Here is a 25,766-nt window from a genome sequence, read left to right as displayed (position 1 = left end):
TAGCTCTATCCTTTGGGTATGGCAGACGTTCTTACCTTCACAGACCGCGGCATCTACTGTCCGGCGGGCGATTTTTATATCGATCCTTGGCAGCCCGTCGATCGGGCCCTGATCACGCACGGACATTCCGATCATGCGCGTTGGGGCATGGACCATTACCTTGCAACCACCGCCGCCGCCCCCGTCATGCGCCACCGTCTGGGTGATGTGTCGCTCGACACGATCAACTACGCAGAGACGCGCCAAATCGGGGGGGCGACCGTTTCCTTTCATCCAGCCGGCCACGTGCCAGGGTCTGCGCAGATCAAGGTCACCGTGAAAGGCGAAACATGGGTCGCGTCTGGGGACTACAAAACCGTGGCCGACGGCCTGTCAGAACCGTTTGAACCGGTTCGCTGCCACGCGTTTATCACCGAATGCACGTTCGGATTGCCGATCTTCAAATGGACACCCGAAGACATCCTGACGACCCAGATCAACGATTGGTGGGCCGCAATCAAAGCCGCAGGTAAAACATCCGTTCTTGGTGCCTATGCCCTTGGCAAAGCCCAACGATTGCTGACCACGGTGAACGCCGACATCGGTCCGATCCTGACTCATGGGGCGATTGAAAACACCAACGAGATTTTGCGTGGTCAGGGCATCGCTTTGCCCGACACGATCCGCGTCACCGCCGAAACAAACGTCAGGGACTACGCGGGCGCCTTGGTGCTTGCGACGCCATCCGCGATGGCAGGGTCATGGATGAAGAAGTTTGGCCCGACCTCGACCGCCTTCGCCAGCGGCTGGATGGCGCTACGCGGTGTGCGGCGCAGGCGCGGGGCGGATCGTGGGTTTGTCGTGTCTGACCATGCCGACTGGGATGGGCTGAACGCGGCAATCAAAGCGACGGGTGCCGAAAAAATCTTTGCAACCCACGGCTACACGGACGCCTTCCACAAATGGTTGCGCGAAGAAGGCTATGACGCTCACGTCGTGTCCACAGAATACAACGGCGAAGACGCAACAGAGGCGGACGACGTATGAAGGACTTCGCCCAGCTTTTCGCCCGCATCGACGAATCCACCAAAACAACCGCCAAAGTCACAGCACTCGCAGACTATTTCACGACCGCCCCTGACGACGACAAACTTTGGACGATCGCACTGTTTTCCGGCCGTCGCCCGAAACGGACCATCACAGCCGGAAAACTCCGCACATGGGCGGCAGAGGTCGCAGGCCTGCCCGATTGGCTATTCGAAGAAAGCTACAACATCGTCGGCGATCTGGCCGAAACGATTTCACTTGTTCTGCCACCACCGGAACAGACGGCGGATCAGTCCCTGACCCACTGGATTGAAACGATAAAACAACTTGGCACACTGGACGACGACGCTCGCAAAACAGGCATCATCGACGCGTGGAACACCCTGCCCGACATGCAGAGGTTCTTGTTTACAAAACTTCTGACTGGCGGGTTTCGTGTCGGTGTCAGTACCAAACTGATGACCCGCGCCTTAGCCAAAGCGACCGACCAAGACGAGGCTGCTTTAACCCACAAATTGATGGGCAACTGGACGCCTGAAACCACAACATTTCATGCCCTGATCGAAGCGGATGATCCCACAGCGGATCGATCGCGCCCCTACCCGTTCTACCTCGCTTACGGATTGGACACGCTCGACGACCTTGGCGAACCAACGGATTGGAACGCGGAACGCAAATGGGACGGTATTCGCGGCCAGTTCATATTGCGCGGCGGCGAACACCACCTCTGGTCACGCGGCGAAGACCTGATGACAGATCGCTTCCCCGAATTCGCCCAATTGAAGGATTATCTGCCGGACGGCACCGTCATTGATGGCGAAGTATTGGCTTTCGCCAACGATGCCCCGCTGTCGTTCAACGCGCTGCAAAAGCGGATTGGGCGCAAAACCGTTCCTAAAAAGCTGCTGACCGAAGCCCCCGTTATCTTGATGGCCTACGACCTGCTGGAACAAGACGGAACCGATATCCGCGATCACCCCTTGTCTGACCGACGCGCCGCATTGTCCGCTATCATCGACGCGTCGCCCGACACTGCACCGATCAAACTATCGCAAAGCGTTGCCTTTCAAACATGGGACGATTTGGCAGCAGAGCGCGATAAATCCCGCGACCTGAACGCTGAAGGGCTGATGCTGAAAAACAAGCACAGCCCGTATTTGGCGGGGCGCAAACGCGGTGACTGGTGGAAATGGAAGGTCGATCCGCTAACAATCGACGCCGTCATGATTTACGCGCAAGCAGGTCACGGCAGGCGCGCCAACCTGTTCACCGATTACACCTTTGCGGTCTGGAACGGCAACGAACTGACACCTTTCACCAAAGCGTACTCAGGCCTGACCGACAAAGAGTTTCGCGAAATTACCGCATGGGTGCGCAAAAATACGCTGCAGAAATTCGGACCGGTCCGCCAAGTGCCGCCCGAACACGTGTTCGAGATCGCGTTCGAAGGTATCCAAGCGTCCCCGCGTCACAAATCCGGCGTCGCTTTGCGTTTCCCCCGCATGCTGCGCTGGCGACACGATAAACCGGTATCCGAGGCGAACACCCTCGATGATTTGAAACAGATGCTCGCGCTATACGGATGAACCGGCGCATTTGTTCGCACAAAAACCAGCGAGCCTTTTAACACAGGCCGCGATTGCCTATGTACGACTGGAAAGTTCAGAAGAGGTTCCAAGATGCGTAGTCATCCCCAAGTCCATGATGCAAATCCCGCTGGTGGGCACAATCAATTTGGCGATTTGCCAGAATGGGATCTGACCGATTTGTACCCCAGCCCCGATGGTCCGGAAATTACAAAGGACATGGATTGGCTGGACACAGCCTGTGCCGATTTCGCCAGCGACTACGAAGGCAAGCTCGAAACGCTCGACGCGGCTGGTCTGCTGAACGCAGTGCAACGCTACGAAGAAATCGACGTCATCGCGGGTCGCATCATGTCCTACGCGGGCTTGCGGTACTACCAGATCACAACCGACAGTGACCGCGCGAAGTTTATGGCGGATATGCAGGACAAAATTACTGCTTTCACAACGCCGCTGGTTTTTTACGGTCTGGAATTCAATCGGCTTGAAGATGACCATCTTGCGGGCCTGTTGGACGCCAATGCGGATCTAGCCCGTTACAAACCGGTGTTCGACCGCATGCGAGCGATGAAACCACATCAACTTTCTGACGAGCTTGAAAAATTCCTGCACGACCAATCCACTGTCGGCTCTGCCGCATGGAACCGCCTTTTCGATGAAACAATGGCTGGTCTGGAATTCGAAGTGAACGGCGAAACGCTAAACCTCGAAGCAACGCTCAACCTGCTGACCGAACAGGACCGCAGCAAACGCGAAGCCGCAACGCACGCGCTTGCCGACGTCTTCCAAGAAAACATCAAGATCTTCGCACGCGTACACAACACGCTCGCCAAGGAAAAAGAGATCGAAGACCGCTGGCGCAAAATGCCGTCTCCACAAGCCGGTCGGCACCTGTCTAACCACGTCGAAGCCGAAGTTGTCGAAGCGCTACGCGACGCCGTGGTTGCAGCCTACCCGCGTCTGTCGCACCGTTACTATGCGTTGAAAGCCAGATGGTTAGGGCTGGACCGGATGGAAACATGGGACCGCAACGCGCCCCTCCCCATGGAAAGCGAACGCCTGATCGGCTGGGATGAAGCGCAGCAAACCGTGATGGACGCCTATGCCGACTTTGCGCCAGAAATGGCCGATCTCGCGAAACCTTTCTTTACCGACGGCTGGATCGACGCGCCCGTAAAACCGGGCAAAGCACCGGGCGCATTTGCGCATCCGACAGTCACGACGGTGCACCCATACGTCATGCTGAACTACTTGGGCAAACCACGCGACGTGATGACGCTCGCCCACGAATTGGGCCACGGTGTGCATCAGGTATTGGCGGCCGAACAAGGCGAACTGCTGTCGTCCACGCCACTGACGCTCGCTGAAACGGCGTCTGTGTTCGGCGAAATGCTGACTTTCCGCAAGCTGTTGGAAGGCGCGAAGACGAAAGAAGAACGCAAGGTTCTGCTCGCGGGCAAAGTCGAGGACATGATCAACACGGTCGTGCGGCAAATCGCGTTCTATGATTTTGAATGCAAACTGCACGCGGCACGCGCGCAGGGCGAACTGACGCCGGACGACATCAACGCGCTTTGGATGTCCGTACAGGCCGAATCCCTTGGCGAAGTCTTCGATTTCACACCGGGATACGAAACCTTCTGGGCCTACATCCCGCACTTCGTGCATTCGCCGTTTTACGTCTACGCCTATGCATTCGGGGACGGTTTGGTGAACGCGCTTTATGCGGTCTACGAAGAAGGCGACCCCGACTTTAAAGACAAATACTTCGATATGCTCAAAGCGGGCGGTTCAAAACACCACAAAGAACTGCTCGCCCCATTCGGGCTTGATGCCTCTAACCCGAAATTCTGGGACAAAGGTCTGTCGATGATCGAAGGCTTCATCGACGAACTCGAAGCGATGGAAGACTAAACAAAACGGGCGGCATGGTTTACATGCCGCCCCTTTTCATTCCGCCAAAGCAATTTACTTCGCTGCGGCGTAAATCATATCCAACATCTGTTGCGTCCCACGGCTCCACTCCAGCGGCACGGGATATTCCGCATCCCCTTCTGCGGCAGCGCTGAAATTCTCAACTTGCCGCACGTAATGGTTTTCCGCAGGCCAGCGTTCAACATGACGCGGCGCGTCCTTCCGATCCAAAATCAGCTCAGCGACATCCGCCTTGTTCGCATTAAACGGACAAGTCAGGCGCAACACGCCGGTGGTCCCGTGGAACGTCATCTGCTGATAATTCATCATCCGCATTGATACGACAGCTGAAAAACTACAGCTTTCGAAATCCGCGGCAACTTGGGCAAACACGTCAACGCCATGCTCATAACGCAGGTTCGCAAGCGTGATGCTCTGCGGTTCCTGCCCCGATACAAGCCGCGCGGCACCGATAGGATAGACGCCGATATCCGGCAACGCACCGCCCCCCTTGGCCGGATCGTGACGTATATTGTCCAGATCGCCCGCGTTATTATAGCTGAACGTGCCGTCGATATGGACTAGATCACCAATCGCGCCAGATTGGACCAATTCCCGCGCACGGCCGAACTGGGCATGATGCGGGATCATGAATGCCTCGGCCGCAATCAATCCGGCCTTGTCCCGCGCCGCGATCAGATCGTCGAAATCGGACTCTTTCAACGCAATCGGCTTTTCGCACAAGACATGCTTGCCCGCCTCCAGCGCCTTGATCGTCCAAGGAACGTGCAAATGGTTCGGCAAAGGAATGTAGATGGCATCAATCTTTGGATCGGCAAGCATGGCATCATAGTCTGTGTAAACGGCGATATCCGGCGCATAAGTCTGAAAACCTTTGGCTTTCTCGACCGACGATGTTGCCAGCGCCGCAAAATTCGCACCCTTCGCCGCGTGGATTGCAGGCGCCATGTTATCGCGTGCAAAGCTTGATGCGCCCAAGACGCCCCATTGAATTGTCATGTGGTTTCTCCCATTTCGGGCAACGTAGCGGGTCCCTGAAACAAACAAAAGCCGCCGCAGTTTCCCGCGACAGCCTGTTTTTCAAGTTCCCAGCTGCTGTTAAGCTGTTTCCAGCATCCCACGTTCGCGGGCCAGCTTGTGCATTTCAGACTGCAGCTTTTCAAACGCGCGGACTTCAATCTGGCGAATCCGTTCGCGCGACACATCGTACTTCCCGCTCAGATCTTCGAGCGTGATCGTCTCCTCGGCCAAACGGCGCTGCATCAGAATGTCCTTTTCACGGTCATTCAACACACCCATCGCTTCAGCCATGATTTCACGACGGGCGTCCAGTTCGTCATGCTCTTCGTAATCCGACGCAGTGTTCGCGCTTTCATCCTCAAGCCAGTCCTGCCACTGCATTGTCCCTTCGCCTTCTGACCCGACAGTGGCGTTCAACGACGCATCACCACCCGACATCCGACGGTTCATGGACACAACTTCAGTTTCAGTCACACCAAGATCGTTCGCGATGCGTGCCACGTTTTCAGGACGCAAATCGCCCTCTTCCAACGCACCAATCCGGTTTTTCGCCTTACGCAGGTTAAAGAACAATTTCTTCTGCGCTGATGTCGTCCCAAGCTTCACAAGGGACCAAGACCGCAGGATATATTCCTGAATAGACGCACGAATCCACCACATCGCATAGGTCGCCAAGCGGAACCCTTTTTCAGGATCAAACCGCTTCACAGCCTGCATAAGACCAACATTCGCTTCGGAAATAACTTCGGCCTGCGGCAGGCCGTAGCCGCGATAACCCATCGCAATTTTTGCAGCCAAACGCAGGTGAGACGTCACCATCTGGTGCGCCGCATCCGTATCTTCGTGGTCAACCCAACGTTTCGCGAGCATATATTCCTGCTCCGGCTCCAACATCGGGAACTTGCGGATTTCTTGCATATAACGGTTCAGCCCCTGTTCCGGGGACGGTGCTGGTAAATTTGCGTAGCTACTCATGTTTTATACTCCCTACCCTAAAATGGGCGGCCCTATGTTTATGGGCTTAACATGGATATGGGGCCAGTATTGGACCTATTCAAGTGGCCCTACCCCAAATTCGTATCCAATATATGAACACGCCGCGCCGATTGGTGAAGTGGTATTACTGTGCGATCACGCACATGGGACTGTATGTTTCAGCCCTGACCGCCAAGCGCGCGCAGAAGTACGGCCATATCGTCAGGCATCGGCGCTTCAAATTCGATCTCGTCACCGGTGACCGGATGGACGAAACCCAATGTCGCCGCGTGCAACGCTTGCCTGCGGAAACCAGCCACAGCATCAACTCCCGCTTGCCCCACAGCCTTAGGCGACAATTTGCGCCGCCCACCGTAAACCGGATCGCCGATCAGCGAATGTCCACAATGGGCCATGTGAACACGAATTTGGTGGGTGCGCCCCGTCTCCAACCAGCATTCCAGCAACGCGGCAACCGGCGGCGTACCCAACGATTGCACGATCCGCGCTCGCGTCACCGCATGACGGCCCGTTTCAAACGACACGGCCTGACGTTGACGGTCTGTCTTATGACGACCCAAAAACGTCTGAACCCGCAGGATGTTTGACGCCTCGAACGACGCGCCCTTGATCCCACGCAGGCGTGGATCATTCGACGACGGCTCACCATAGCACAGCGCCAGATACCGTCGTTCGACCGAATGGTCCGCAAATTGCTTGGCCAAACTATGGTGCGCGCGATCAGATTTTGCAGCAACCAGCAGACCAGTCGTTTCTTTATCAATCCGGTGCACGATCCCGGGGCGTTTCATACCGCCCACACCGCTCAGCGTTTCGCCACAATGGTGGATCAGCGCATTGACAAGCGTCCCACCGGGCGTGCCCGGCGCTGGATGTACCACCATACCGCTGGGCTTGTTCACCACAATCAGATCATCGTCCTCATACACGACATCCAGCGGGATATCCTCGGCCCCGATATGGCTTTCTTCCGCGACCTCAACTGCAATCGCGATCTCGGCATCCTCAGCCACCCGAAAACGCGGGTCCGTGACCACGATGCCATCGACCTTCACCGATCCATCCGCGATCAGCTTTGCAAGACGCGACCGCGACAGCGATGCTTCCTCTGGCACATCACGGGCCAACGCCTTATCAAGACGCGGCGGCGGATTGTCCGCGATGGAGAAGTTTACAATGGTCGCAGACATGGATGACGTTCCTGATACGCTTCCGCCACATCTGACCTACCTGAAACGGCTGGTCACGGTGCTGACGGTTGTGATGATTGCGGGCTTCATACTCATGATCACGATGCTTGTCATCCGCTTGAATCGCGACCCTTTGCCTTTACCTGACCGGATTGCCCTGCCCGAAGGCACCAGCGCCTATTCGTTCACCCAAGGTCAGGACTGGTTTGGCGTTGTGACCACAGACAATCAAATCCTCGTCTATGACCGCGCGAGCAACAGGCTGATCCAAACGATTGATGTCGGCGTCCCCTAGTTTCTTTGACGCCCTCCAAATCCCCGTCGGAGGCTCCCGCACTGTCAGTCCTGCACAACAGCAGCCGTCCATTCGTTCAGAAACTGCTGCCGCATCAGCGGGTCCACAAACACCAATAACCCGGGGTCCAATCGTATCGGACGCAAATGCGGCCCCGCCGCCAAAGCGGCTTCATTGATACGTGGCAAACCCGTTTCATCTTCAATCAACCGCTGACCTTCCTCGGACAACAGAAAATCCAAGAACGATGCGCCCAGATCCGACCGCGTGGCCGTGCGCGGGATCAAGGCGGTTCGCAACAAAACATGCGTGAAATCCAGTGCTTCGATGATGATGGCGTCGCCTTCCGTCAGTCGCTGAGACGCGTAAGATCCCAAGACATTGTAAGCAATCGCAAGTTCGCCGGATTGAACGCCCGCAATCATATCGCCAGTGGTGGTGTATAACTTAGGATCAAGACCACCAATCACTTCGGCCAGCCGCCAACTCGAATCCGATTGACGCGCATCTTGGGTGGCGAACAAATACCCCGCACCGGATCGCGCTGGATCGTAGGTTCCAATCCGGCCTGTGAAGGTCGCAGGGTCATCGCGCAAAACATCAATCAAATCTGCGCGTGTGCGTGGCGGGTTCGCACCAAATGCAGTCGCCGATGCGATAATGACGACAGGTTCTTGCGCGAATGCAAATAGCTGATCGCGCCACCGCGCCCACCTCGGCAGACCAATCGTTTCATCCGATCCATGCGCCGTTGCAAAGCCATCGTTCGCAAGCTTCAGCTGCAAATCCATTGCAGACGAAATCACCAGATCAAACGGCGCTTCTCCCTGAACCGCAGCGTAGACTTGCTGACTGTTGGCAACCGTATAGCGCAGCGTCACGTCCGGATTCGTGGATTGGAATGCTGCGATCAAAGGTGCGAATGCTTCGGTGTCTGTCGTCGACAAGATCGACAGTTCAACGGCTCCGCCTTCAAAAACGGTTTCTTCTTCGATTTCATACGCGTCGCACAGCGACGCCAGTACGCTTAAGCCAGCGGCAGTAACAAAATGGCGCATGTGCCACCTCCCGATCTCTCTGTTATCTCAAAACTTCCGCCGATGGCACGGGCCACGTCGCGCACAATGGTCAGCCCAAGACCGGAGCCAATGACATCGCCCACATTTTCACCACGTCGAAATCGGCCAGCCAATTGCGCCGTATTCCCCGCACCGATCCCACGACCACGATCGAGCACCTTCAGCATCGCCATGCGATCCTTCACGCTCAGTTCTACGTCGACTTCACTATCGGCAAAGGAATATTTGACTGCATTATCAATCAGGTTGCGCAGCGCGCTTTCGATCAATAGCCGGTCGAATTGCAGCTCGATCACATCGTCAGGTACACAGGTCCCCAACGCGATGTCGCGCATATCAGCCGTCGGTGAAAAGCTATCAACAACATCCAAGACCAAAGGACCAAGCGCCACCTGTTCGTCCGCACGCTGATCCGTGCGATAAACGACGGTCGCGTGATCCAACAACTGCCCTGCAGAGCGTGCACTGTCATCTACCGCCCTGATTACATTGCGCAATGTCGCCCGCAGCGCATCGTCATCGGTCTGCCGCATCGCAATTTCGGCCTGGACGCGAACCGTCGCAAGCGGCGTCCGCACGTGATGGGCCGCTTCAGTGATAAAGGTTTCCGTGCGCGTCAATGCGCCCCGAAGCCGTGCGATAAACCCGTTCAACGCGTGCATCAGCGGGGCCAATTCCGTCGGCACCGCGCGTTCCACAGGACGTAAATCTTGCGGGCCGCGTCGTCCCATCGCTTCCGCCAATCGGTTCAGCGGCGTCAGGACTGACCGCGCAGTAAAAATTGACAAGATCGCTGCAAAGGCAAAAAACCCAAGGCCAAGGGCAGCTGCCCGATTAGCCATCTGCCGCGAAATCGCTTCTTGGGCTGTCCGCGTTTGCGCCACCAACACGGTCACCACTTGTGATGTGCCGTCGACAAGAACCGATCTTGAAACTGCACCGGTCCGCACCGTAACTCCCTGATACACTTGCGAAGTAAACGTTGGGGTAAGCCCGCTTAACGACGTGTTCGGCAATGGCAAATCCGCGTAACCGGTGACCGTCTCTTCGCCAACCAAAATGCGATAAAATACGCGATCCTGCCCCGTTGCCCCCAACATCGAAAAGGCCGCGTAAGGAATTTCGACAGTAATACCGTCTTCGCCACCACGTAATTCTTCTGCAATCGCAACCGTCGCGGCACCCAAAATCGCATCCTGAGTTGTTTCCACAGCGGCGTCTGCAACCGTACGGACAGACAGGTATAGCAACCCCGCCAGCACAGCGGCCACAACAAGCAGAATCAGAACTAGCCTTTGGCGAATCGATCCTGCCGGACTGAACAGGTTTTTCATGATTCCGTCAGCCGATATCCAACACCGCGCACCGTCTCGATCTTGGCGCGTGACCCTTCCAATTTCTTGCGCAGACGACCGACGTAAACTTCAATCGCGTTGTCGGTCACGGCCTCTGCCGCAGACAGCAATCGGTCGCATAATTGGGCCTTGGAATAGATACGATCCGGTGCTGCGACCAACACCTCGAACAACCTCAATTCACGGTTCCGCAGTTCACGTGTTTCACCCGCAAACGTGACGGTTGCCGCGAGCGGATTGAACGTCAAATCAGCATAGCTCAACGCCGTTTGCGCAGCACCACCACGACGCCGGACAACCGCACGAACTCTGGCCTCTAACTCCGCAAAATCAAATGGTTTTGTGACGTAATCATCCGCACCTGTATCCAGCAATGCAACACGATCCGCGACCGCCGAACGTGCGGTCATGACGATCACTGGCGTGTCCCGTTTTGCGCGCCTTTGGGACGCCAGAAAATCGCGCCCATCCCCGTCCGGCAACATAATATCAAGCAAGATCAAATCATAACGCGCAGCCGCCAAATGATCCTCTGCATCCGACAGCGAAACAGCCCAGTCAACGGCGTGCCCATCCAGCGACAATCGCGTCTGCACCGACTGCCCCAAATCATGGTTATCCTCGACCAAAAGAAATCGCACTGAATCGCCTCTTTTTTATAAACTGCACATTTCCTGAGCACCTGTCAGGTTGCTGTCAGGTTGGGACCAAAACCTAAGGGCACGCAAGGGGGGAGCTTGGCGTGACAAAACGACAATGACCTCCCACGCAATGTGAATACTGGGAGGAAAATCACATGAAAAAGACGCTTCTTGGCGCAATCGCCACCAGCGCACTCTTCGCCTTTTCGGGCACTGCGTCCTATGCCGCAGAATGCATCGCACCTGCGAACCCGGGCGGTGGCTGGGATTTCACATGCCGCCAGATCGGCAAAATCTTGTATGATATCGACGCAGTAGACAGCCCTGTTCAGGTCACCAACATGCCCGGCGCTGGCGGTGGTTTGGCGTATAACCACGTTGTCACCGAACGTGCTGACGATGCAGACCTGATCATCGCAGCTTCATCCGCAACAACAACGCGTCTGGCCCAGAATGCCTACGCAGGCATGACAGCCGATCAGGTTCGTTTTGTGGGGGCCATCGGTGCTGATCCGGGCATCATCGCCGTTGCCGCTGACAGCGAATACCAAAGCCTGAACGATCTGGTCGACGCGATCTTGGCAGAGCCGGGTTCCGTGGCCTTCGCTGGCGGGTCTGCGGTTGGTGGCTTCGATCACCTCAAGCCATTGATGGTCCTGAAAGAAGCAGGCTTCACAGACATCGGTTCCGTTAAATACATCGGTGTTGACGGTGGTGCAGACGCGATCACGCAGACAGTCGGCGGTTTCACCCAAGCGATGACAGGCGACATGTCCGAAGTCGTGTCTTTCCTCGAAAACGGTGACATCCGCGTGATTGCCGTTCTCACAGACGAACGCGTTCCGGGCTTCGACGACATCCCAACGGCAACCGAACAGGGTTACCCTGTTGTGGCCGTAAACTGGCGTGGTCTGTACGTGCCAAAAGACATCAGCGACGCGCAGTTTGATGAATGGGCAGGCAAGCTTCAGCAGGTTGCAGACAGCCCAGAGTGGGCGCAAGCAATGGCTGATAACGGTCTGGCACCATTCACTAAAGTCGGCGGTGACTTCCAGTCATACGTTGACGGCCTCGTCTCAGACATCGCGAGCATGAGCGCTGAACTGGGGGTTACTCAGTAATGGCATCAGACCGTATTTTCGGTCTGGTTACCCTGATCACGGCAGCCGCGTATATCGCGGCTGCCACTCAGATCCAGACGAATATGTTTTCGGGTGAATTCTTGCCCAAGCTCTTTCCCCTCATGATCGGGGGCGTCGCTGCGCTGTCGTCTTTGGTCGTAATCTTCAAACCCGACCCCGACCCTGATTGGCCCGCATCCCGCACATGGGGTGGGCTGTTCATCGCCGTTCTCGTGTTGGCCGTCTATGCCGTGATGATCACGCCGCTTGGCTTTGTTCTGCCAACCGCGCTCACCGCCGCAATCCTAAGCTATCAAATTGCGCCGCACGCTGGCAAAGCCGCGTTGACCGGGCTTGGATTAGCCATCGGCCTGTTCGTGATCTTCAAATACATTCTCATGCTGGGCAACATCGTGGCCTATCGCGTGCCAACCCCAGCCAAGCTGTGGGACGCCATCAGCATTCTCATTCCATTCGTGGGGCACTAATCCGATGGATATCCTCTCTAATTTGGCGCTCGGCTTTTCGGTCGCCCTGTCGCCTTACACCCTCATGCTGGCCGTCATCGGTTGCTTTTTTGGAACAATCATCGGGGCACTGCCGGGGCTTGGCCCATCAAACGGCGTGGCGATCCTGATCCCAATTTCCTTTGCACTCGGGCTTGATGCGACGTCCGCGTTAGTTCTGATGACAGCCGTCTACTACGGCGCCATGTACGGCGGCAGGATTTCCTCGATCTTGCTCAACATTCCGGGTGATGAACCTGCGTTGATGACCACGCTCGACGGCTACCCGATGGCCAAACGTGGACAAGCGGGTGACGCGCTGGTGCTATCTGGCGTTGCATCCTTTGTCGGGGCGTTGTTCGCTACCATCGGGCTAATCTTGCTAGCACCCGTGCTGGCACGCGTGGCCTTCTTGTTCGGCCCGGCTGAGTATTTCGCGCTGTATCTTCTGGCCTTCTGCACGCTGGGCGGCATGGCCTCTAACAACCAAGCCAAATCTGCGATTGCGGCCTGTATTGGTCTTGGTATCGCAATGATTGGGGTGGATTCATCCTCTGGTCTGCCACGCCTGACAGGCGGCAACCTGCACCTATATGATGGTGTGGATTTCCTTGTGGCCATCGTTGGCCTGTTCGCGATCGCGGAACTCTTCTTCTTCATCGAAAGCCACGGCAAAGGGTCGTCCATCGGCGTGGTTCTCGATAAGGTGACAATCCCTTGGAAATACATCCGCGAGACCTTCCCAACGATGCTGCGTGCATCCGGTGTTGGCTTCATCGCGGGTGTCTTGCCAGGGGCTGGCGCATCACTTGGGTCGTTCCTTGCCTATATGACAGAGAAATCCATCGCCGGTGAAAAAGGCGGTTTCGGGACAGGCGTCCCCCGCGGGATTGCTGCACCCGAAGCCGGAAACAACTCTGCGGCTGGTGGCGCACTCGTGCCGATGCTGACGCTGGGCGTACCCGGATCGGGAACAACAGCAGTTCTGTTGGCACTTTTGATGACGCTCAACATCACACCGGGGCCAACATTGTTCCGCGACAACCCGGACGTTGTCTGGGGGCTGATCGCTTCTTTGTTGATCGCGAACGTCGTGCTTTTGATCATGAATGTGCCGATGGTGAAGATTTTCGTCAAAATCCTCACGGTGCCTGCGTGGATTCTGCTGCCAGGTGTCACGATGATTTCCTTCACTGGGATCTATTCACTGACCGGCAGCTACTTCGACTTGCTGATGCTTGTGGGCTTCGGGATGCTCGGCTACGTTTTGCGCAAGCTTGACGTGCCAACAGTGCCTGTGATCCTTGGCATCTTGCTCGGCGGGAATATGGAAGACGCCTTGCGCCGCGCCATGACCCTCTCCGACGGAGACCCGACGTATCTCTTCTCAAGCCCGATTGCGATTGGGTTCTGGGTCTTTGCCATTGCTGGCTTCATCGCGCCGATGTTCCTGCGCAATATCCTTCGCAAACCACAGGCAATCAGTGACTAAAATTTTGATCCCATCAGGCGCATTGGGCCTTGGCTATGATGCCGAGGCCCTTTCGCGCGGCGTTGCCCTCAAACCGGACCTGATCGCTATCGACGGCGGGTCCACCGACTCAGGGCCATCATATCTTGGACGCGGGGTGTCGAAATACGCCCGCGAATCCACAAAAACGGAATGGGCGGGGCTGATGCGTGCCGCCCATGCCGCCGGTTGCCCTTTGGTGATCGGCACGGCAGGCACATGCGGGACCGACAGTATGGTCGATTGGCTGCTGGATATTACGCGTGAGGTGTTGGCCGAAGATAACCGCACCGCCAAGATCGCGACGATCCGGTCGAGCCAAGACCCATTGGAGATCGCCAAGACAACGCTAACTCCACTGTCAGGCGCGCCGGACATTTCCGAAGCCGTGATCACGTCCTGCGAAAACATCGTGGCCCTCGCCGGAGCCGAACAAATCGCTGCGGCCCTCGCAACCGGTGCTGACATCATCATCGCAGGTCGGACCACTGACACTGCCATTATCGCGGCCCTTCCCCTGACCAACGGGGACAATGCGGGGGCTGCGTGGCATGGTGCCAAGATCGGGGAATGTGGTGCGCTTTGTGCAACCAACCCGCAATCCGGCGTCATCATGATCGACTTTGACGCGGATGGTTTCACCATCACGCCGCTCGCTGACGGGGCACATGCGACGCCCCACACAGTATCGGCACACATGCTATACGAAAACTCAGATCCCTTCATTCTGTATGAACCGGGTGGGCATTTGGATGTGACTTCAGCGACTTATACGGCGTTGGACGACACATCCGTGCGCGTCACCGGATCAGTCTGGCACCCATCGGACGACTACACCGTCAAGATCGAAGGTGCGCGGATCGCGGGCTATCAGACCATTAGCATCGTCACGATCCGCGACGCCCACTATGTGCGAAATGTACAAGCGTGGTGCGATGATATCATCGCCAAACACGCCGCCAAAGTCCGCGACCGCATGACCGGGGAAGCCTTCACTTGCGAACTCCGCATCATCGGTCAGGACAGTACCCTCGGCAAACTCGAAACACGCGAAACCACCCTGACCGAGGTCGGTGTCATGGCCATCGTCACCGCAGAAACCCAAGCAACCGCTAACACGATTGCCAAGTTGCTGAACCCCTACCTGCTGCACCATCCGCTGACCAAGGACGAAGAAGTGCCGACGTTTGCCTTCCCCTTCTCGCCCGCCGAAATCGACCGCGGCGCGGCCTACGCGTTTTGTTTGCACCACACAATGACGCTTGATGATCCGATGCAGGCATTCCGTTTGGAGCTCCACGCATGAACACCGTCGCAGACATCGTCACCAAGGTGCGCAGCAAAAACGCGGGGCCGTTCTGGCTGACGGTCGACGTCTTTTGCGGAACGCCGCAGGCCTACCAGCAGATCGTACAAAGCCTATCGACAGACCGCGTCGCCGCTGCATTTCAAGTGGATGTGGATACAATAAAGCGGTTCGACATCGACACGCTGAATGTCGTGAAATTCAGCCTACCGCGGCCCGTCATTCAGGGCGACATCACGGATCGGGATATGCACGGGGCGGGCTGGGCGCCGCTCGTGGCGGAACTGTCTCTCAACTAAAGAAAGGGGGCGTTGAAAACATCAACGCCCCCTTTTGAAATCAAGCAGTGGCTGCTTTTCCGGCTATCATATTTTGCAACGCTTTTGCTGCAAAAATCCCGGCCAACATTGCGCCAACAAAGACCAACACTTCGGTTCGGCCTGTGCCAATCGCGGGCAAAGCACCACCGGGACAGAAACCGGCAATCCCCCAACCAACACCAAACAGCGCCGACCCGCCAAGCAATTTCACGTCCAGATCACGGCGCGTCGGTAGGTGGAATTTGGTATCCACCATCGGGGCCGTGTTTTTTAAAACGTACCGATACCCAAAGAACGTCACGATCAGGGCACCGCCCATCACAAAGGCAAGGCTTGGATCCCAGATACCTGCAAAGTCGAAGAAATTCGTGACCTTAGCCGGGTTCGCCATGCCAGAAATCGAAATGCCGATCCCGAAGATCAAACCGATGATATAGCTTCCAATCAAACGCATCTCTTATCCTCCGATCACGTGACGGATCACAAACACGGTGATCGCAGTGGTGACCATAAACGTACCCGTGGCAACAATGGACCGTGGCGAAAGCCGCGCCATACCGCAGACACCGTGACCAGATGTACAGCCACCACCAAATGTGACGCCCATCCCGACGATAAAGCCGCCAACAACCAACATCGGCATCCCGACAGGCACTTCGACAGCGGGCATCTGGCCCGTCATCGCAAGAACCGCAATTGGGCCTGTGATCATGCCCAGCAAAACGGCGGCTCTCCATGACCAATCAGACCAGCCCGTCGGGCTGATCACACCTGCGAGGATCCCAGTGGCCCCCATAATTCGTCCCATGAAGCCCATCAGCATCACAGCAGCAGCACCAATCAGCAGTCCGCCCGCGAGCGACTGAAGCGGTGTAAACGTCGTCTCAATAAGCATTGACGCACCTTTTCCTTTGTTCCTTGCAGATATGTACAGGCCACGGCTGGTTTCAACAGTGATAAAGTCACCAAAGCCGTGGCATTACATCATCAGCAGTCGGAACAGGTCTTGAACCCGACGATTTTATAAAGCGGGCAGAAATTCATAAAGGCTGTGGCGACGAAGATCAGGCCGATATAGCCCCAAACCCCGATGACGCCAAAAGCAGCGGCAGCGACCAATGCGGCCCCGCCAATCAAACGGATCATACGGTCGGCTTTGCCAAGGTTACGTGTCATTTGCATGGGAAATCTCCTGTGTTGCGTTCGCCCAATCATGGCAAATCCCAACCAGAATGACGGTGACTATGTCACCAAGGCCAAACACGCATCCGTGATCCTACCCTACCCTGCGCTGCGCGATGTTTTGTAAGTCACGCGCAAACGGTAAACAAAGGCCGCCACGAACAAAGCCGTCAGGACCAACACAATCGTCGCGGCTGGCGCGCTATCAAGGAAAAAACTCGCGTAGGTCCCCGCCAACATCGAAAACAGGCACACCATCACAGATACGACCAGCATGTGACCAAAACTGCGGACAACCAAAAACGCAATCGCGCCCGGTGTGATCAGTAGGGCAACGGCAAGGATCAGCCCCGTCGCCGATAGGGTCGCCACAATGGACAGCGACAGCGCGACCAACAATCCATAATGCAGCAGGTTCACCGACAGACCGCTTGCTTTGGCTTGAACCGGGTCAAACGCATGCAGTTCTAAGTCCCGCCATTTCAGCAGCAAAAAAGCACAAACGCCGAGGGCAATGGTGCCAGCGGTCCACAAATCCTCTGGCCCGATCCCCAGCATATTCCCGAACAGAATATGATCCAAATGTTCGTTGGTCGTGATCGACGTATATAAAATGATGCCCAAGCCAAACATGCCCGAAAACACAACACCTATCACGGTGTCCTGTTTCACGCGACTGTTCTCAGCCAGATATCCGGTCAGCAAAGCGCAAGACATGCCCGCCGCAAACGCCCCAACAATCAACGGAATCCCCGTCATCCACGCCAGTACGACGCCCGGTAACACGGCGTGGCTTACCGCGTCGCCCATCAAGGCCCAGCCCTTCATCACCAGAAAACACGACAGCAAAGCAGTCGGCGGCGCAATCAACAACGTGATCCAGAACGCATTGTGCATAAAGGGAAACTGGAAAGGCAGTAGCCAATAGTCCATCAGACAGCCCCCCCTTTCAACGCAGCCGCGGCTTTGCGTCGTCCGGCAAGCATCCCGTGTTTCGGCGCATAGACGAAAGCCAAAAGAAAGATCAGCGTTTGTAGGCAAACGATGACACCACCCGTGGCCCCATCAAGAAAGAAACTGATGTATGCGCCGACGAAACTGGTGATCGTGCCAATCGCGACCGACACCATGATCAGACGCGGGAAACGATCGCACAGCAGATAGGCCGTCGCCCCCGGCGTGACGACCATCGCGATGACAAGGAACGCGCCAACGGTCATCATTGCAGCCACGATTGCGGCGGACAGCAATACAAAAAACATCGCCTTCAACAGATCAGGCCGCAACCCAATCGTGCGCGCATGATTTTCGTCAAAGAACGCGACCATCAGATCTTTCCATTTCAGCAGTAACACTGCCAAGCAGACGAAACCGATCACAGCCAGTTGCATCGTATCCCCCGGCGTGATCGCCAGAATATTACCCATGATGATCGTCTGAATATTCACGGCTACCGGATTGAGCGAAATCATGAACAAGCCCAAACCAAAGAACGACGTGAAAATAATCCCGATGATCACATCAATCTTAAGGCCCGACCGGCCCGACAAAAACAGCATCGCAACGGCGGCTAGCCCGCCGGAAATAAATGCGCCAAGCGCGAACGGTAAGCCCAGCATGTAAGCCCCCGCAACGCCGGGAACGACGGAATGGCTTAACGCATCGCCGATCAATGACCAGCCTTTCAACATCAAATACGCAGACAAAAATGCGCAAACGCCGCCCACAAGCGCAGATACCCACATCGCGTTGAACATGTAGGAATAGCTAAAAGGCAGCAGCAGCGCGTCGATCATGGCCTTTCATCCTCGGAAGGGCGTTCGCCATACTGCACGAAAGGACGTTCATCATCGGTGATGATGCTGACCTCGCGGGTATCATCATCGTCATGCAGATCGGCGCCGCCGATAGTGAACCGCCGCAACACGCCGCCAAACGCCGTTTCCAAATTATCGTGGGTGAAAACATCTTCGGTCAGGCCATGGGCCAGCACCGTGCCTTTGACCAAAACGGTGCGATCACAAAACTGCGGAACAGACCCAAGGTTATGGGTTGAAACAAGCATCACCCGCCCCTCATCCCGCAATTCACGCAGCAAGGCGACGATCTGATCCTCGGTTTTAACGTCCACACCGGTAAAGGGTTCATCCAGCAGAATAACCTGCCCGTCTTGGGTCAACGATCGGGCCAAAAACACGCGTTTGCGCTGACCGCCGGACAATTCACCGATCTGTCGGTGGCGATAATCCAACATATTCACGCGCCGCAACGCATCCTCGACCGCTGCGCGGTCCTTTGCGCGTGGCCGCCGCATGAACCCCATATGGCCATAACGGCCCATCATCACGACGTCTTCGACCAGCACAGGAAAGGCCCAATCGACTTCTTCAGATTGCGGGACATAAGCGATCAGGTTTTCACGCAGCGCTTGCTTCACCGATTTGCCAAGCAGCCTAATCTCGCCCTTCGCGGCGGGCACGAAACCCATAATCGCCTTGAATAACGTAGACTTACCCGCCCCGTTCACCCCGACCAAAGCGGTAATCGTCCCACGCGGAATTTCGAAACTCGCGTCATGAAGCGCTGTGTGCCCGTTGCGATATGTTACCGTTACGTCTTGCGCGAAAATCCCATCAGCGGTGTCAGTCTTCATCAGCATTGAGGCCAGCCACGATTGTTTCAGATGTTACACGCAGCAGATCAAGGTAGGTCGGCACCGGCCCGCCCTCTGCGCTCAAACTATCAACATAAAGCACGCCGCCAAAAGTCGACCCCGTCTCGCGCGCGACTTGTTCCGCAGGCGATGTATTCACCGTGCTTTCGCAGAAAACGACCGGAATATCATTGTCACGGACGCCATCAATGACGCCGCGCACTTGTTGCGGCGTGCCAATCGCATCGGCGTTCATCGGCCACAAATACAATTCCTTCATCCCGAAATCGCGGGCCAGATAGCTAAACGCACCCTCGCAGGTCACAAGCCAACGATCTTCCTCGGGAATTTGCGCAATCTGTTCGCGCAAAGGCGCAATCGTGTCCTGCAAAGCTGTGCGATATGTGTCCGCATTCTCGGCATAGACGTCCGCATTTTCCGGATCGTATTCAGCCAAAGCCGCTTCGATATTGTCGATGTAGATCAGCGCATTATCCAACCCCATCCACGCATGCGGGTTGGCTTTGCCTTCATAGGCACCTTCTACAATCGAAATCGGATCAATCCCGTCCGTTAACGTCACAGACGGTTTTTCGCCCAAATTCGCCAAGAACTGTTCGAACCATAACTCTAGGTTCAGCCCGTTCCAAAGGATCAGATCAGCGTCAATCGCACGAACCAAATCTTGCGGTGTCGGCTCGTAACCGTGGATTTCAGCCCCGGGTTTGGTGATTGAAACGACGTCCGCCGCGTCCCCCGCCACGTTCTGCACCATGTCGGCCAAAACGGTGAAAGTCGTCACCACCTTCAGGCGATCCGCATGGGCCCCGGCTGCCAGCAGCGTCGCCAAACACGTGGTCGTCAATAGTCGCATTGTCACGATGTATCGCCTCAATCCAAGTAAACTCAGAATTGAGATAGCGTTAATGAGAAGCATTCGCAACTAGCTTCGCATCACATCGGCGTAGAAGCCCTATCGCGCGATGCGTTCAGATGTCGTCGTATCGAAAAAGCACATCGCACCAGATGCAATCTGTAGCCCTCGCGGCGACAAATCCGCCTCGTCCAATCGTCCGGGCAAACGCGCGGTGCCCTGCACGCCGTTGATCATAAAATTAAGATAGCATTCCGCGCCGGTATTTTCGATCAAGGTCGGCGTCACCGTTAAATCCGGTGTACTTGTCGCGATTTGAAAATGCTCAGGCCGGATGCCAAGGATCACCTTTTCCGGCAGATCGGTTGTGTCAGCGCCTAAGACCGTATCACCCACCTGCACCCCTGCCGCATTTACTGTCGCAGGGACCAAGTTCATTGGCGGTGAGCCCATGAAATCCGCAACAAAGGTATTTGCAGGCGTGTCATAAATCTCTTGCGGTGTCCCAATTTGCTGAACAAACCCGTCCTTTAGAACGACAATGCGCGTCGCCAGTGTCATGGCCTCGATCTGATCATGCGTCACATACACAATGCTCGCATTTGTGGTTTTGTGCAGCCGCTTGATCTCTGCCCGCATCTCAACGCGCAGCTTCGCGTCCAAATTGGACAGCGGTTCGTCGAACAAAAACAGCTTCGGATCGCGCACCAACGCACGTCCCATCGCGACCCGCTGTCGTTGACCACCAGACAGCTGTGACGGCAAACGATCCAGCAAATGATCAATCTGCAAAAGCGTCGCGACCTCATTGATCCGCGCATCCATCGTGGCCTTCGCCACCTTCCGAATACGCATCCCAAAGCCGATATTCTCGCCAACCGTCATCGTTGGATAAAGCGCGTATGATTGGAAAACCATCGCGATATCACGGTCTTTGGGCGGCACTTCCGTCACGTTGCGCCCGCCAATCAGCAGATCGCCGCCTGTGATTTCCTCAAGCCCCGCTATGCAATTCAGTAGGGTCGATTTCCCACAGCCGGATGGGCCAACCAGAACAAGAAATTCCCGTTCGGCCATCGTCACATCAATGTCGTGCAGGACTTCGACAGCGCCATAAGCTTTTTTCAGACCTTGGATCGCAAGCGCGGCAGGTGTGGTGGCATCTAACATGATTTCTCCTTCGGCGCAGGCCCCGTAGAGCCGCGCACAATCAGTTCAGCTTTCACCAGAACTTGGCATTCTTTTAAGGGTTTACCTTGCAAATGGTCCGTAAGGATATCTGCCAACGGACCACATGCATCGCGCAAGGGCGCGCGCGTTACTGTTAAGGCAGGGTCAAAATTAATCGCGCGGGTCAATGGCAACGCGTCATCGTGCGCCATGACCGACACATCCTCTGGCACACGCAGTCCGCGATCGCGGATTGCCCGAATGACACCATCTGCAACAACGGTCGACGCACACATGAACGCGGTCGGCGGCGCAGCCCCGTTCAGCATGTTCAACGCAGCCATATAGCCATGCGTTTCAAGAACAGCGCCGTTTTCAACAACGACATCCAGACCACGCGATGTCATCGCTTCTTCGAACCCGGCAAGACGTTCCACCGCAAAGGCGTGATGCAACCCACCGTTGATAAGCGCAATTGTGCGGTGCCCCAACGCTTCTAACATATTCACGCCATCGGCCGACACCGCCCTATTGTCGATGTCATAAAATGGATACTGGGGATCGAAACGATCCTGCCCGTGCAAAACAAACGGAATGCCCATTTTAAGCAGGAAATCGACACGCGGATCGTTCGGCGCAGATGCGTTAAGAATGAAGCCATCCAAGATATCGCGCTCAAGCATTTTCTCGTATGGCTTCACAGGATCGCCGCCCTGATCAACCGCAAGCACCAAGTCCACATCATGCGCAGAAAGCGCGGCTGTCAGTCCCGTCAGGATTTCGAAAAACGTCTGGTCAGCACTCATATCCGGTTTGATCTTCACGATCATTCCGACCATGCCGGATCGCCCTGTCACGAGCCGCTGCGCCACTCTGTTCGGCTTGTAACCCAGTCGCGCAGCCGTTTCTTGAACCTTAGTCCGCGTCTTGACGTTGACCTCTGGAAATCCGTTCAGGGCACGACTGACCGTCGCGACGGACAACCCCAACTCAGCACTGATTTCCTTTAGCGTCGCCACAATGGACACCTCAAAGCGATTAAAATGACTCCACCAAAATACCGATATATTTCCATTTGTATAGCCATAACGCCAATTTAAAACGTTTTGAATTTCTGAAACCACCTGATACGGTCTCGTCGAATCAAAAAGGGATGACGACGATGCGAGAATGGTGGCGTGATGCGGTGGTGTATCAAATTTACCCCCGCTCCTTTCAGGACGACAACGGTGACGGCGTTGGCGATCTAGCAGGCATTACCCGCAGGCTGCCCCACATCGCGACACTAGGCGCGGACGCCGTCTGGCTGTCCCCGATCTTCATGTCGCCACAAAAAGACATGGGGTATGACATCTCTGATTACACGGCGATTGACCCACTGTTTGGCACGCTCGAAGAATTCGATCACTTGATCGAAACCGCGCATAAACTTGGGCTGAAAGTCATCACCGATCAGGTTCTGTCACATACGTCAAATCTGCATGAATGGTTCCGTGAATCCCGGATCTCGCGCGACAATGCCAAGGCAGATTGGTATGTTTGGGCAGATCCCCTTCCCGATGGGTCCCCGCCGACAAATTGGCATAGCCATTTCGGCGGGCCCGCGTGGGAATTCGATCCGCAGCGCGGTCAGTACTACCTGCACAACTTTCTGATCGAGCAACCGGATCTTAACTTTCACAACCCCGACGTGATCGACGCCATTCTGGAAACCTGTAAATTCTGGCTTGATCGCGGTTTGGACGGCTTCCGATTGGACACGGTCAATTACTATTTCCACGATCAGGATTTGCGTAGCAATCCCGCAGCACAGGCCGCCCCACAGGTCATGGCGACCGACCTGTACGGCATGCAAGACAATATCTACAACAAAACGCGGCCAGAAAACCTTGATTTTCTGCGCAAACTTCGCGCGCTGACCGATCAATACGACGATATCATGATGGTTGGTGAAGTCGGCGAAGGCGGCAATCGTGCGACCCGCATTATGGGCGAATACACCGCCGGATCGGGCCTACTGCATATGGCGTACAGCTTCGCGATGCTCAGCGACACATTCACAGCCGACCACCTGCGATCCTGCGTCGAAGGTTTTCAACAAGGCGCGCCAGACGGCCATCCCTATTGGTCGTTCAGCAATCACGACGTGTTTCGCCATGTCACCCGCTGGGCGGATCACGCCGTCGACACCGACACTTTCGCCCGCCTCACAGCCGCAATGCTGATGTCGTTCGAAGGTACAATCGGGATCTACCAAGGTGAAGAACTGGGATTGACCGAAACCGAACTGGTTTACGAAGAACTGACAGATCCGCCCGCGCTGCGTTATTGGCCGGGGATCAAAGGCCGCGATGGCTGCCGGACGCCAATGGTTTGGGAAAAAGACGCACCAAACGCAGGATTTTCCACTGGAAAACCGTGGCTACCCGTCAAACCGTCGCAAGCCGCAAAAGCCGTCGATCAACAAGGGCCAGATAGCATCTTGGCGTTCTACAAAGACGTCATCGCCTTCCGCAAAACGTCCGACGCGCTGCGCCACGGCAAGACGCAGTTCCAGCAGCTACCCGAACCGATCCTCGCATTCACGCGGTCAACCGACACGCAAAACATGACATGCGTGTTCAACCTGTCGACTGATCGGCAGACCATCGCGGTGCCAGCGGGTGCCACGATGATCGGACCAAACAATGCGACGTACGATGGCAGCAACCTGTCCCTGCCGGGCAATGGTTTTGCATTCCTGACGCACGACGGCGACCTGCCGCTCACAATTTCTAACACCTAATCTCTGGGAGGAGAGACCATGAAAAAGACCCTATCAATCACGGCACTTTTGCTTGCAACAGCAGCACCGACCTATGCATTTGAAGACGGCAAAATCGTCATATGGACAGGCGCAAACCGCGACCGCGACGCGCTTATAGAAGCAACCGCAGGCTTCACCGAAGACCTCGGCATCGAAGTTGTCGTTGAAGTTGTCGATCCAGACCTGCCCCAGAAATACCAGCAAGCCGCCGCAACCGGCGATGGCCCGGACATCGTTCTATGGGCGCACGACCGTTTCGGCGAATGGGCAAACGGCGGGCTAATCAGCCCCGTGCAACCATCCGCCAGTTGGTCCGAAGACATCCTGCCAGCGGCCATGGGCGCTATGCAATTTGACGGCAAAACATGGGGTTACCCATTGGCAGTCGAGGCTGTGACCTTGATCTACAACACCGACCTGATCGAAACACCGCCTGCGTCCTTTGAAGAAATCAAAGACCTCGAACTGGACGGCGCAAAGATCCTTTGGGATTATAACAACACGTACTTCACGATGCCGATGCTGATGGCTGGCGGCGGTTATGCGTTCCAGAAAGTCGACGGCAGCTATGACGGGTCAGCGACAGGCGTAAACACCGACGGCGCTGTTGCGGGTGCGGAAGTGCTCAAGTCGCTCTTCGACGACGGCGTCATGCCACAAGGCGTGGACTACGGCGTAATGGACGGCGCGATGAACAACGGCGAAGTGGCAATGGTCCTGAACGGTCCGTGGTCATGGGCAGGGTTTGAGGCATCAGGCCTGAACTTCGCAGTGGCACCGATCCCGACCGTCAATGGCGAAGTATCCCCACCTTTCCTCGGCGTACAGGCATTGGGCATCAACGCGGCGTCCCCAAATGCGGATCTCGCGGTTGAACTGATCGAAAACTATCTTGCCACTGACGAAGGTCTGGCAACGTGGAACGCGAAAAACGGTCTGGGCGCATTGGCTGACGCATCCGCCGCCGAAGCACAGAACAACCCGCTTGTGTCTGGTATGCTCAGCGTTGCAGCAAACGGCGTGCCGATGCCATCCAATCCGGAAATGGGCGCATTCTGGGCAGCCATGGCACCTGCTTTGACGAACATCACGACAGGTGCGGCGTCTCCAGCTGACGCGCTGAACGACGCAGCATCCCGCATCTTGGGCGAATAAGACAAACGGGGCGGCGTTCGCGCCGCCCCCGCTTTGGGAG

At 56.1% G+C, this 25,766-nt stretch carries 26 protein-coding genes; 11 read left to right on the top strand and 15 right to left on the bottom strand.

The features are described 5' to 3' along the window. The first annotated feature begins 18 nt into the window (after positions 1-18). The 3 genes from MWU61_RS02325 (at position 19) to MWU61_RS02315 (ending at position 4,526) form a co-directional block, all read left to right on the top strand. Positions 19-1,026, top strand: a complete 1,008-nt coding sequence (locus MWU61_RS02325) for a ligase-associated DNA damage response exonuclease (RefSeq protein WP_247126463.1) — start codon at positions 19-21, stop codon at positions 1,024-1,026. After that, positions 1,023-2,612, top strand: coding sequence for an ATP-dependent DNA ligase (locus tag MWU61_RS02320; RefSeq protein WP_247126461.1), 1,590 nt, complete (start codon positions 1,023-1,025; stop codon positions 2,610-2,612). The genes MWU61_RS02325 and MWU61_RS02320 overlap by 4 nt, the downstream gene beginning before the upstream one ends. A gap of 93 nt (positions 2,613-2,705) precedes the next feature. Beyond that, a complete protein-coding gene (locus MWU61_RS02315; protein ID WP_247126458.1) occupies positions 2,706-4,526 on the top strand; it encodes a M3 family oligoendopeptidase in 1,821 nt (606 codons plus the stop codon). A gap of 54 nt (positions 4,527-4,580) precedes the next feature. Here the strand turns inward: MWU61_RS02315 and MWU61_RS02310 are convergent, their stop codons facing one another. From MWU61_RS02310 to MWU61_RS02300, 3 genes are all read right to left on the bottom strand, one after another. Further along, a complete protein-coding gene (locus MWU61_RS02310) occupies positions 4,581-5,546 on the bottom strand; it encodes a Gfo/Idh/MocA family oxidoreductase (protein WP_247126457.1) in 966 nt (321 codons plus the stop codon). A gap of 99 nt (positions 5,547-5,645) precedes the next feature. Continuing rightward, positions 5,646-6,542 carry an RNA polymerase sigma factor RpoH gene (rpoH, locus tag MWU61_RS02305; protein WP_247126455.1) on the bottom strand — a complete coding sequence of 299 codons (897 nt, stop codon included), beginning with the start codon at positions 6,540-6,542 and terminating at the stop codon, positions 5,646-5,648. A 179-nt stretch (positions 6,543-6,721) separates the two neighbouring features. Next, on the bottom strand, positions 6,722-7,753 hold the full coding sequence (locus MWU61_RS02300; protein WP_247126452.1) for an RluA family pseudouridine synthase: 1,032 nt from the start codon (positions 7,751-7,753) through the stop codon (positions 6,722-6,724). Here MWU61_RS02300 and MWU61_RS02295 point away from each other — a divergent pair. After that, the gene (locus MWU61_RS02295; protein ID WP_247126450.1) at positions 7,752-8,048 is read left to right on the top strand and encodes a DUF6476 family protein; all 297 of its coding nucleotides are present in this window, start codon (positions 7,752-7,754) and stop codon (positions 8,046-8,048) included. The genes MWU61_RS02300 and MWU61_RS02295 overlap by 2 nt on opposite strands. A 44-nt stretch (positions 8,049-8,092) precedes the next feature. On the opposite strand, the gene MWU61_RS02290 is transcribed toward MWU61_RS02295, so the two are convergent. Genes MWU61_RS02290 through MWU61_RS02280 form a run of 3 tightly spaced genes read right to left on the bottom strand, consistent with a single transcriptional unit; the run spans position 8,093 to position 11,123 of the window. Further along, positions 8,093-9,106, bottom strand: coding sequence for an ABC transporter substrate-binding protein (locus MWU61_RS02290; protein ID WP_247126449.1), 1,014 nt, complete (start codon positions 9,104-9,106; stop codon positions 8,093-8,095). Further along, complete coding sequence (locus MWU61_RS02285) at positions 9,076-10,461, bottom strand: sensor histidine kinase (RefSeq protein WP_247126446.1); 1,386 nt, start codon at positions 10,459-10,461, stop codon at positions 9,076-9,078. The genes MWU61_RS02290 and MWU61_RS02285 overlap by 31 nt, the downstream gene beginning before the upstream one ends. Beyond that, positions 10,458-11,123, bottom strand: a complete 666-nt coding sequence (locus tag MWU61_RS02280) for a response regulator transcription factor (protein ID WP_247126444.1) — start codon at positions 11,121-11,123, stop codon at positions 10,458-10,460. The genes MWU61_RS02285 and MWU61_RS02280 overlap by 4 nt, the downstream gene beginning before the upstream one ends. 155 nt (positions 11,124-11,278) lie before the next feature. On the opposite strand from MWU61_RS02280, the gene MWU61_RS02275 reads away from it, so the two are divergent. Genes MWU61_RS02275 through MWU61_RS02255 form a run of 5 tightly spaced genes read left to right on the top strand, consistent with a single transcriptional unit; the run spans position 11,279 to position 15,865 of the window. Beyond that, positions 11,279-12,244 (top strand): tripartite tricarboxylate transporter substrate-binding protein, encoded by a 966-nt coding sequence (locus tag MWU61_RS02275; RefSeq protein WP_247126442.1) that lies wholly within the window; start codon positions 11,279-11,281, stop codon positions 12,242-12,244. Further along, the gene (locus MWU61_RS02270; protein ID WP_247126440.1) at positions 12,244-12,732 is read left to right on the top strand and encodes a tripartite tricarboxylate transporter TctB family protein; all 489 of its coding nucleotides are present in this window, start codon (positions 12,244-12,246) and stop codon (positions 12,730-12,732) included. The genes MWU61_RS02275 and MWU61_RS02270 overlap by 1 nt, the downstream gene beginning before the upstream one ends. A 4-nt stretch (positions 12,733-12,736) precedes the next feature. Further along, a complete protein-coding gene (locus MWU61_RS02265) occupies positions 12,737-14,242 on the top strand; it encodes a tripartite tricarboxylate transporter permease (RefSeq protein WP_247126439.1) in 1,506 nt (501 codons plus the stop codon). Continuing rightward, a complete protein-coding gene (locus MWU61_RS02260; RefSeq protein WP_247126436.1) occupies positions 14,235-15,566 on the top strand; it encodes an acyclic terpene utilization AtuA family protein in 1,332 nt (443 codons plus the stop codon). Before MWU61_RS02265 ends, MWU61_RS02260 begins: the two co-directional genes overlap by 8 nt. Beyond that, positions 15,563-15,865 (top strand): DUF4387 family protein, encoded by a 303-nt coding sequence (locus MWU61_RS02255; RefSeq protein WP_247126434.1) that lies wholly within the window; start codon positions 15,563-15,565, stop codon positions 15,863-15,865. The genes MWU61_RS02260 and MWU61_RS02255 overlap by 4 nt, the downstream gene beginning before the upstream one ends. Before the next feature lie 40 nt (positions 15,866-15,905). Here the strand turns inward: MWU61_RS02255 and MWU61_RS02250 are convergent, their stop codons facing one another. From MWU61_RS02250 to MWU61_RS02210, 9 genes are all read right to left on the bottom strand, one after another. After that, positions 15,906-16,340 (bottom strand): DUF6691 family protein, encoded by a 435-nt coding sequence (locus MWU61_RS02250; protein ID WP_247126431.1) that lies wholly within the window; start codon positions 16,338-16,340, stop codon positions 15,906-15,908. A gap of 3 nt (positions 16,341-16,343) precedes the next feature. Next, a complete protein-coding gene (locus MWU61_RS02245) occupies positions 16,344-16,781 on the bottom strand; it encodes a YeeE/YedE family protein (protein ID WP_247126429.1) in 438 nt (145 codons plus the stop codon). Between the two features lie 92 nt (positions 16,782-16,873). Next, entirely contained in the window at positions 16,874-17,068 is a 195-nt protein-coding gene (locus MWU61_RS02240) for a DUF2892 domain-containing protein (RefSeq protein ID WP_247126427.1), read from the bottom strand. Between the two features lie 99 nt (positions 17,069-17,167). Next, entirely contained in the window at positions 17,168-18,004 is an 837-nt protein-coding gene (locus tag MWU61_RS02235; RefSeq protein ID WP_281501956.1) for a metal ABC transporter permease, read from the bottom strand. Next, positions 18,001-18,864 (bottom strand): metal ABC transporter permease, encoded by an 864-nt coding sequence (locus tag MWU61_RS02230; RefSeq protein ID WP_247126423.1) that lies wholly within the window; start codon positions 18,862-18,864, stop codon positions 18,001-18,003. Before MWU61_RS02230 ends, MWU61_RS02235 begins: the two co-directional genes overlap by 4 nt. After that, complete coding sequence (locus tag MWU61_RS02225) at positions 18,861-19,727, bottom strand: manganese/iron ABC transporter ATP-binding protein (protein ID WP_281501881.1); 867 nt, start codon at positions 19,725-19,727, stop codon at positions 18,861-18,863. The genes MWU61_RS02230 and MWU61_RS02225 overlap by 4 nt, the downstream gene beginning before the upstream one ends. Continuing rightward, positions 19,711-20,595 carry a metal ABC transporter substrate-binding protein gene (locus MWU61_RS02220; protein ID WP_247127200.1) on the bottom strand — a complete coding sequence of 295 codons (885 nt, stop codon included), beginning with the start codon at positions 20,593-20,595 and terminating at the stop codon, positions 19,711-19,713. The genes MWU61_RS02225 and MWU61_RS02220 overlap by 17 nt, the downstream gene beginning before the upstream one ends. 99 nt (positions 20,596-20,694) lie before the next feature. Then, positions 20,695-21,765, bottom strand: coding sequence for a sn-glycerol-3-phosphate ABC transporter ATP-binding protein UgpC (gene ugpC / locus MWU61_RS02215; protein ID WP_247126422.1), 1,071 nt, complete (start codon positions 21,763-21,765; stop codon positions 20,695-20,697). Further along, positions 21,759-22,784: a substrate-binding domain-containing protein gene (locus MWU61_RS02210; protein WP_247126420.1), complete on the bottom strand. Its 1,026-nt coding sequence runs from the start codon at positions 22,782-22,784 to the stop codon at positions 21,759-21,761. Before MWU61_RS02210 ends, ugpC begins: the two co-directional genes overlap by 7 nt. Positions 22,785-22,927: 143 nt before the next feature. Here MWU61_RS02210 and MWU61_RS02205 point away from each other — a divergent pair, with 143 nt between their 5' ends. Beyond that, on the top strand, positions 22,928-24,550 hold the full coding sequence (locus MWU61_RS02205; RefSeq protein WP_247126419.1) for an alpha-glucosidase: 1,623 nt from the start codon (positions 22,928-22,930) through the stop codon (positions 24,548-24,550). An 18-nt stretch (positions 24,551-24,568) separates the two neighbouring features. Beyond that, positions 24,569-25,726 carry a maltose/maltodextrin ABC transporter substrate-binding protein MalE gene (gene malE / locus MWU61_RS02200; RefSeq protein ID WP_247126418.1) on the top strand — a complete coding sequence of 386 codons (1,158 nt, stop codon included), beginning with the start codon at positions 24,569-24,571 and terminating at the stop codon, positions 25,724-25,726. Positions 25,727-25,766 lie beyond the last annotated feature (40 nt).

The organism is Loktanella sp. F6476L (assembly GCF_023015725.1).
In the GTDB taxonomy this organism is placed as follows: domain Bacteria; phylum Pseudomonadota; class Alphaproteobacteria; order Rhodobacterales; family Rhodobacteraceae; genus Yoonia.
The sequence above is the reverse complement of the archived record's forward strand: the minus strand, read 5'-3'. Positions and strand labels throughout refer to the sequence as shown.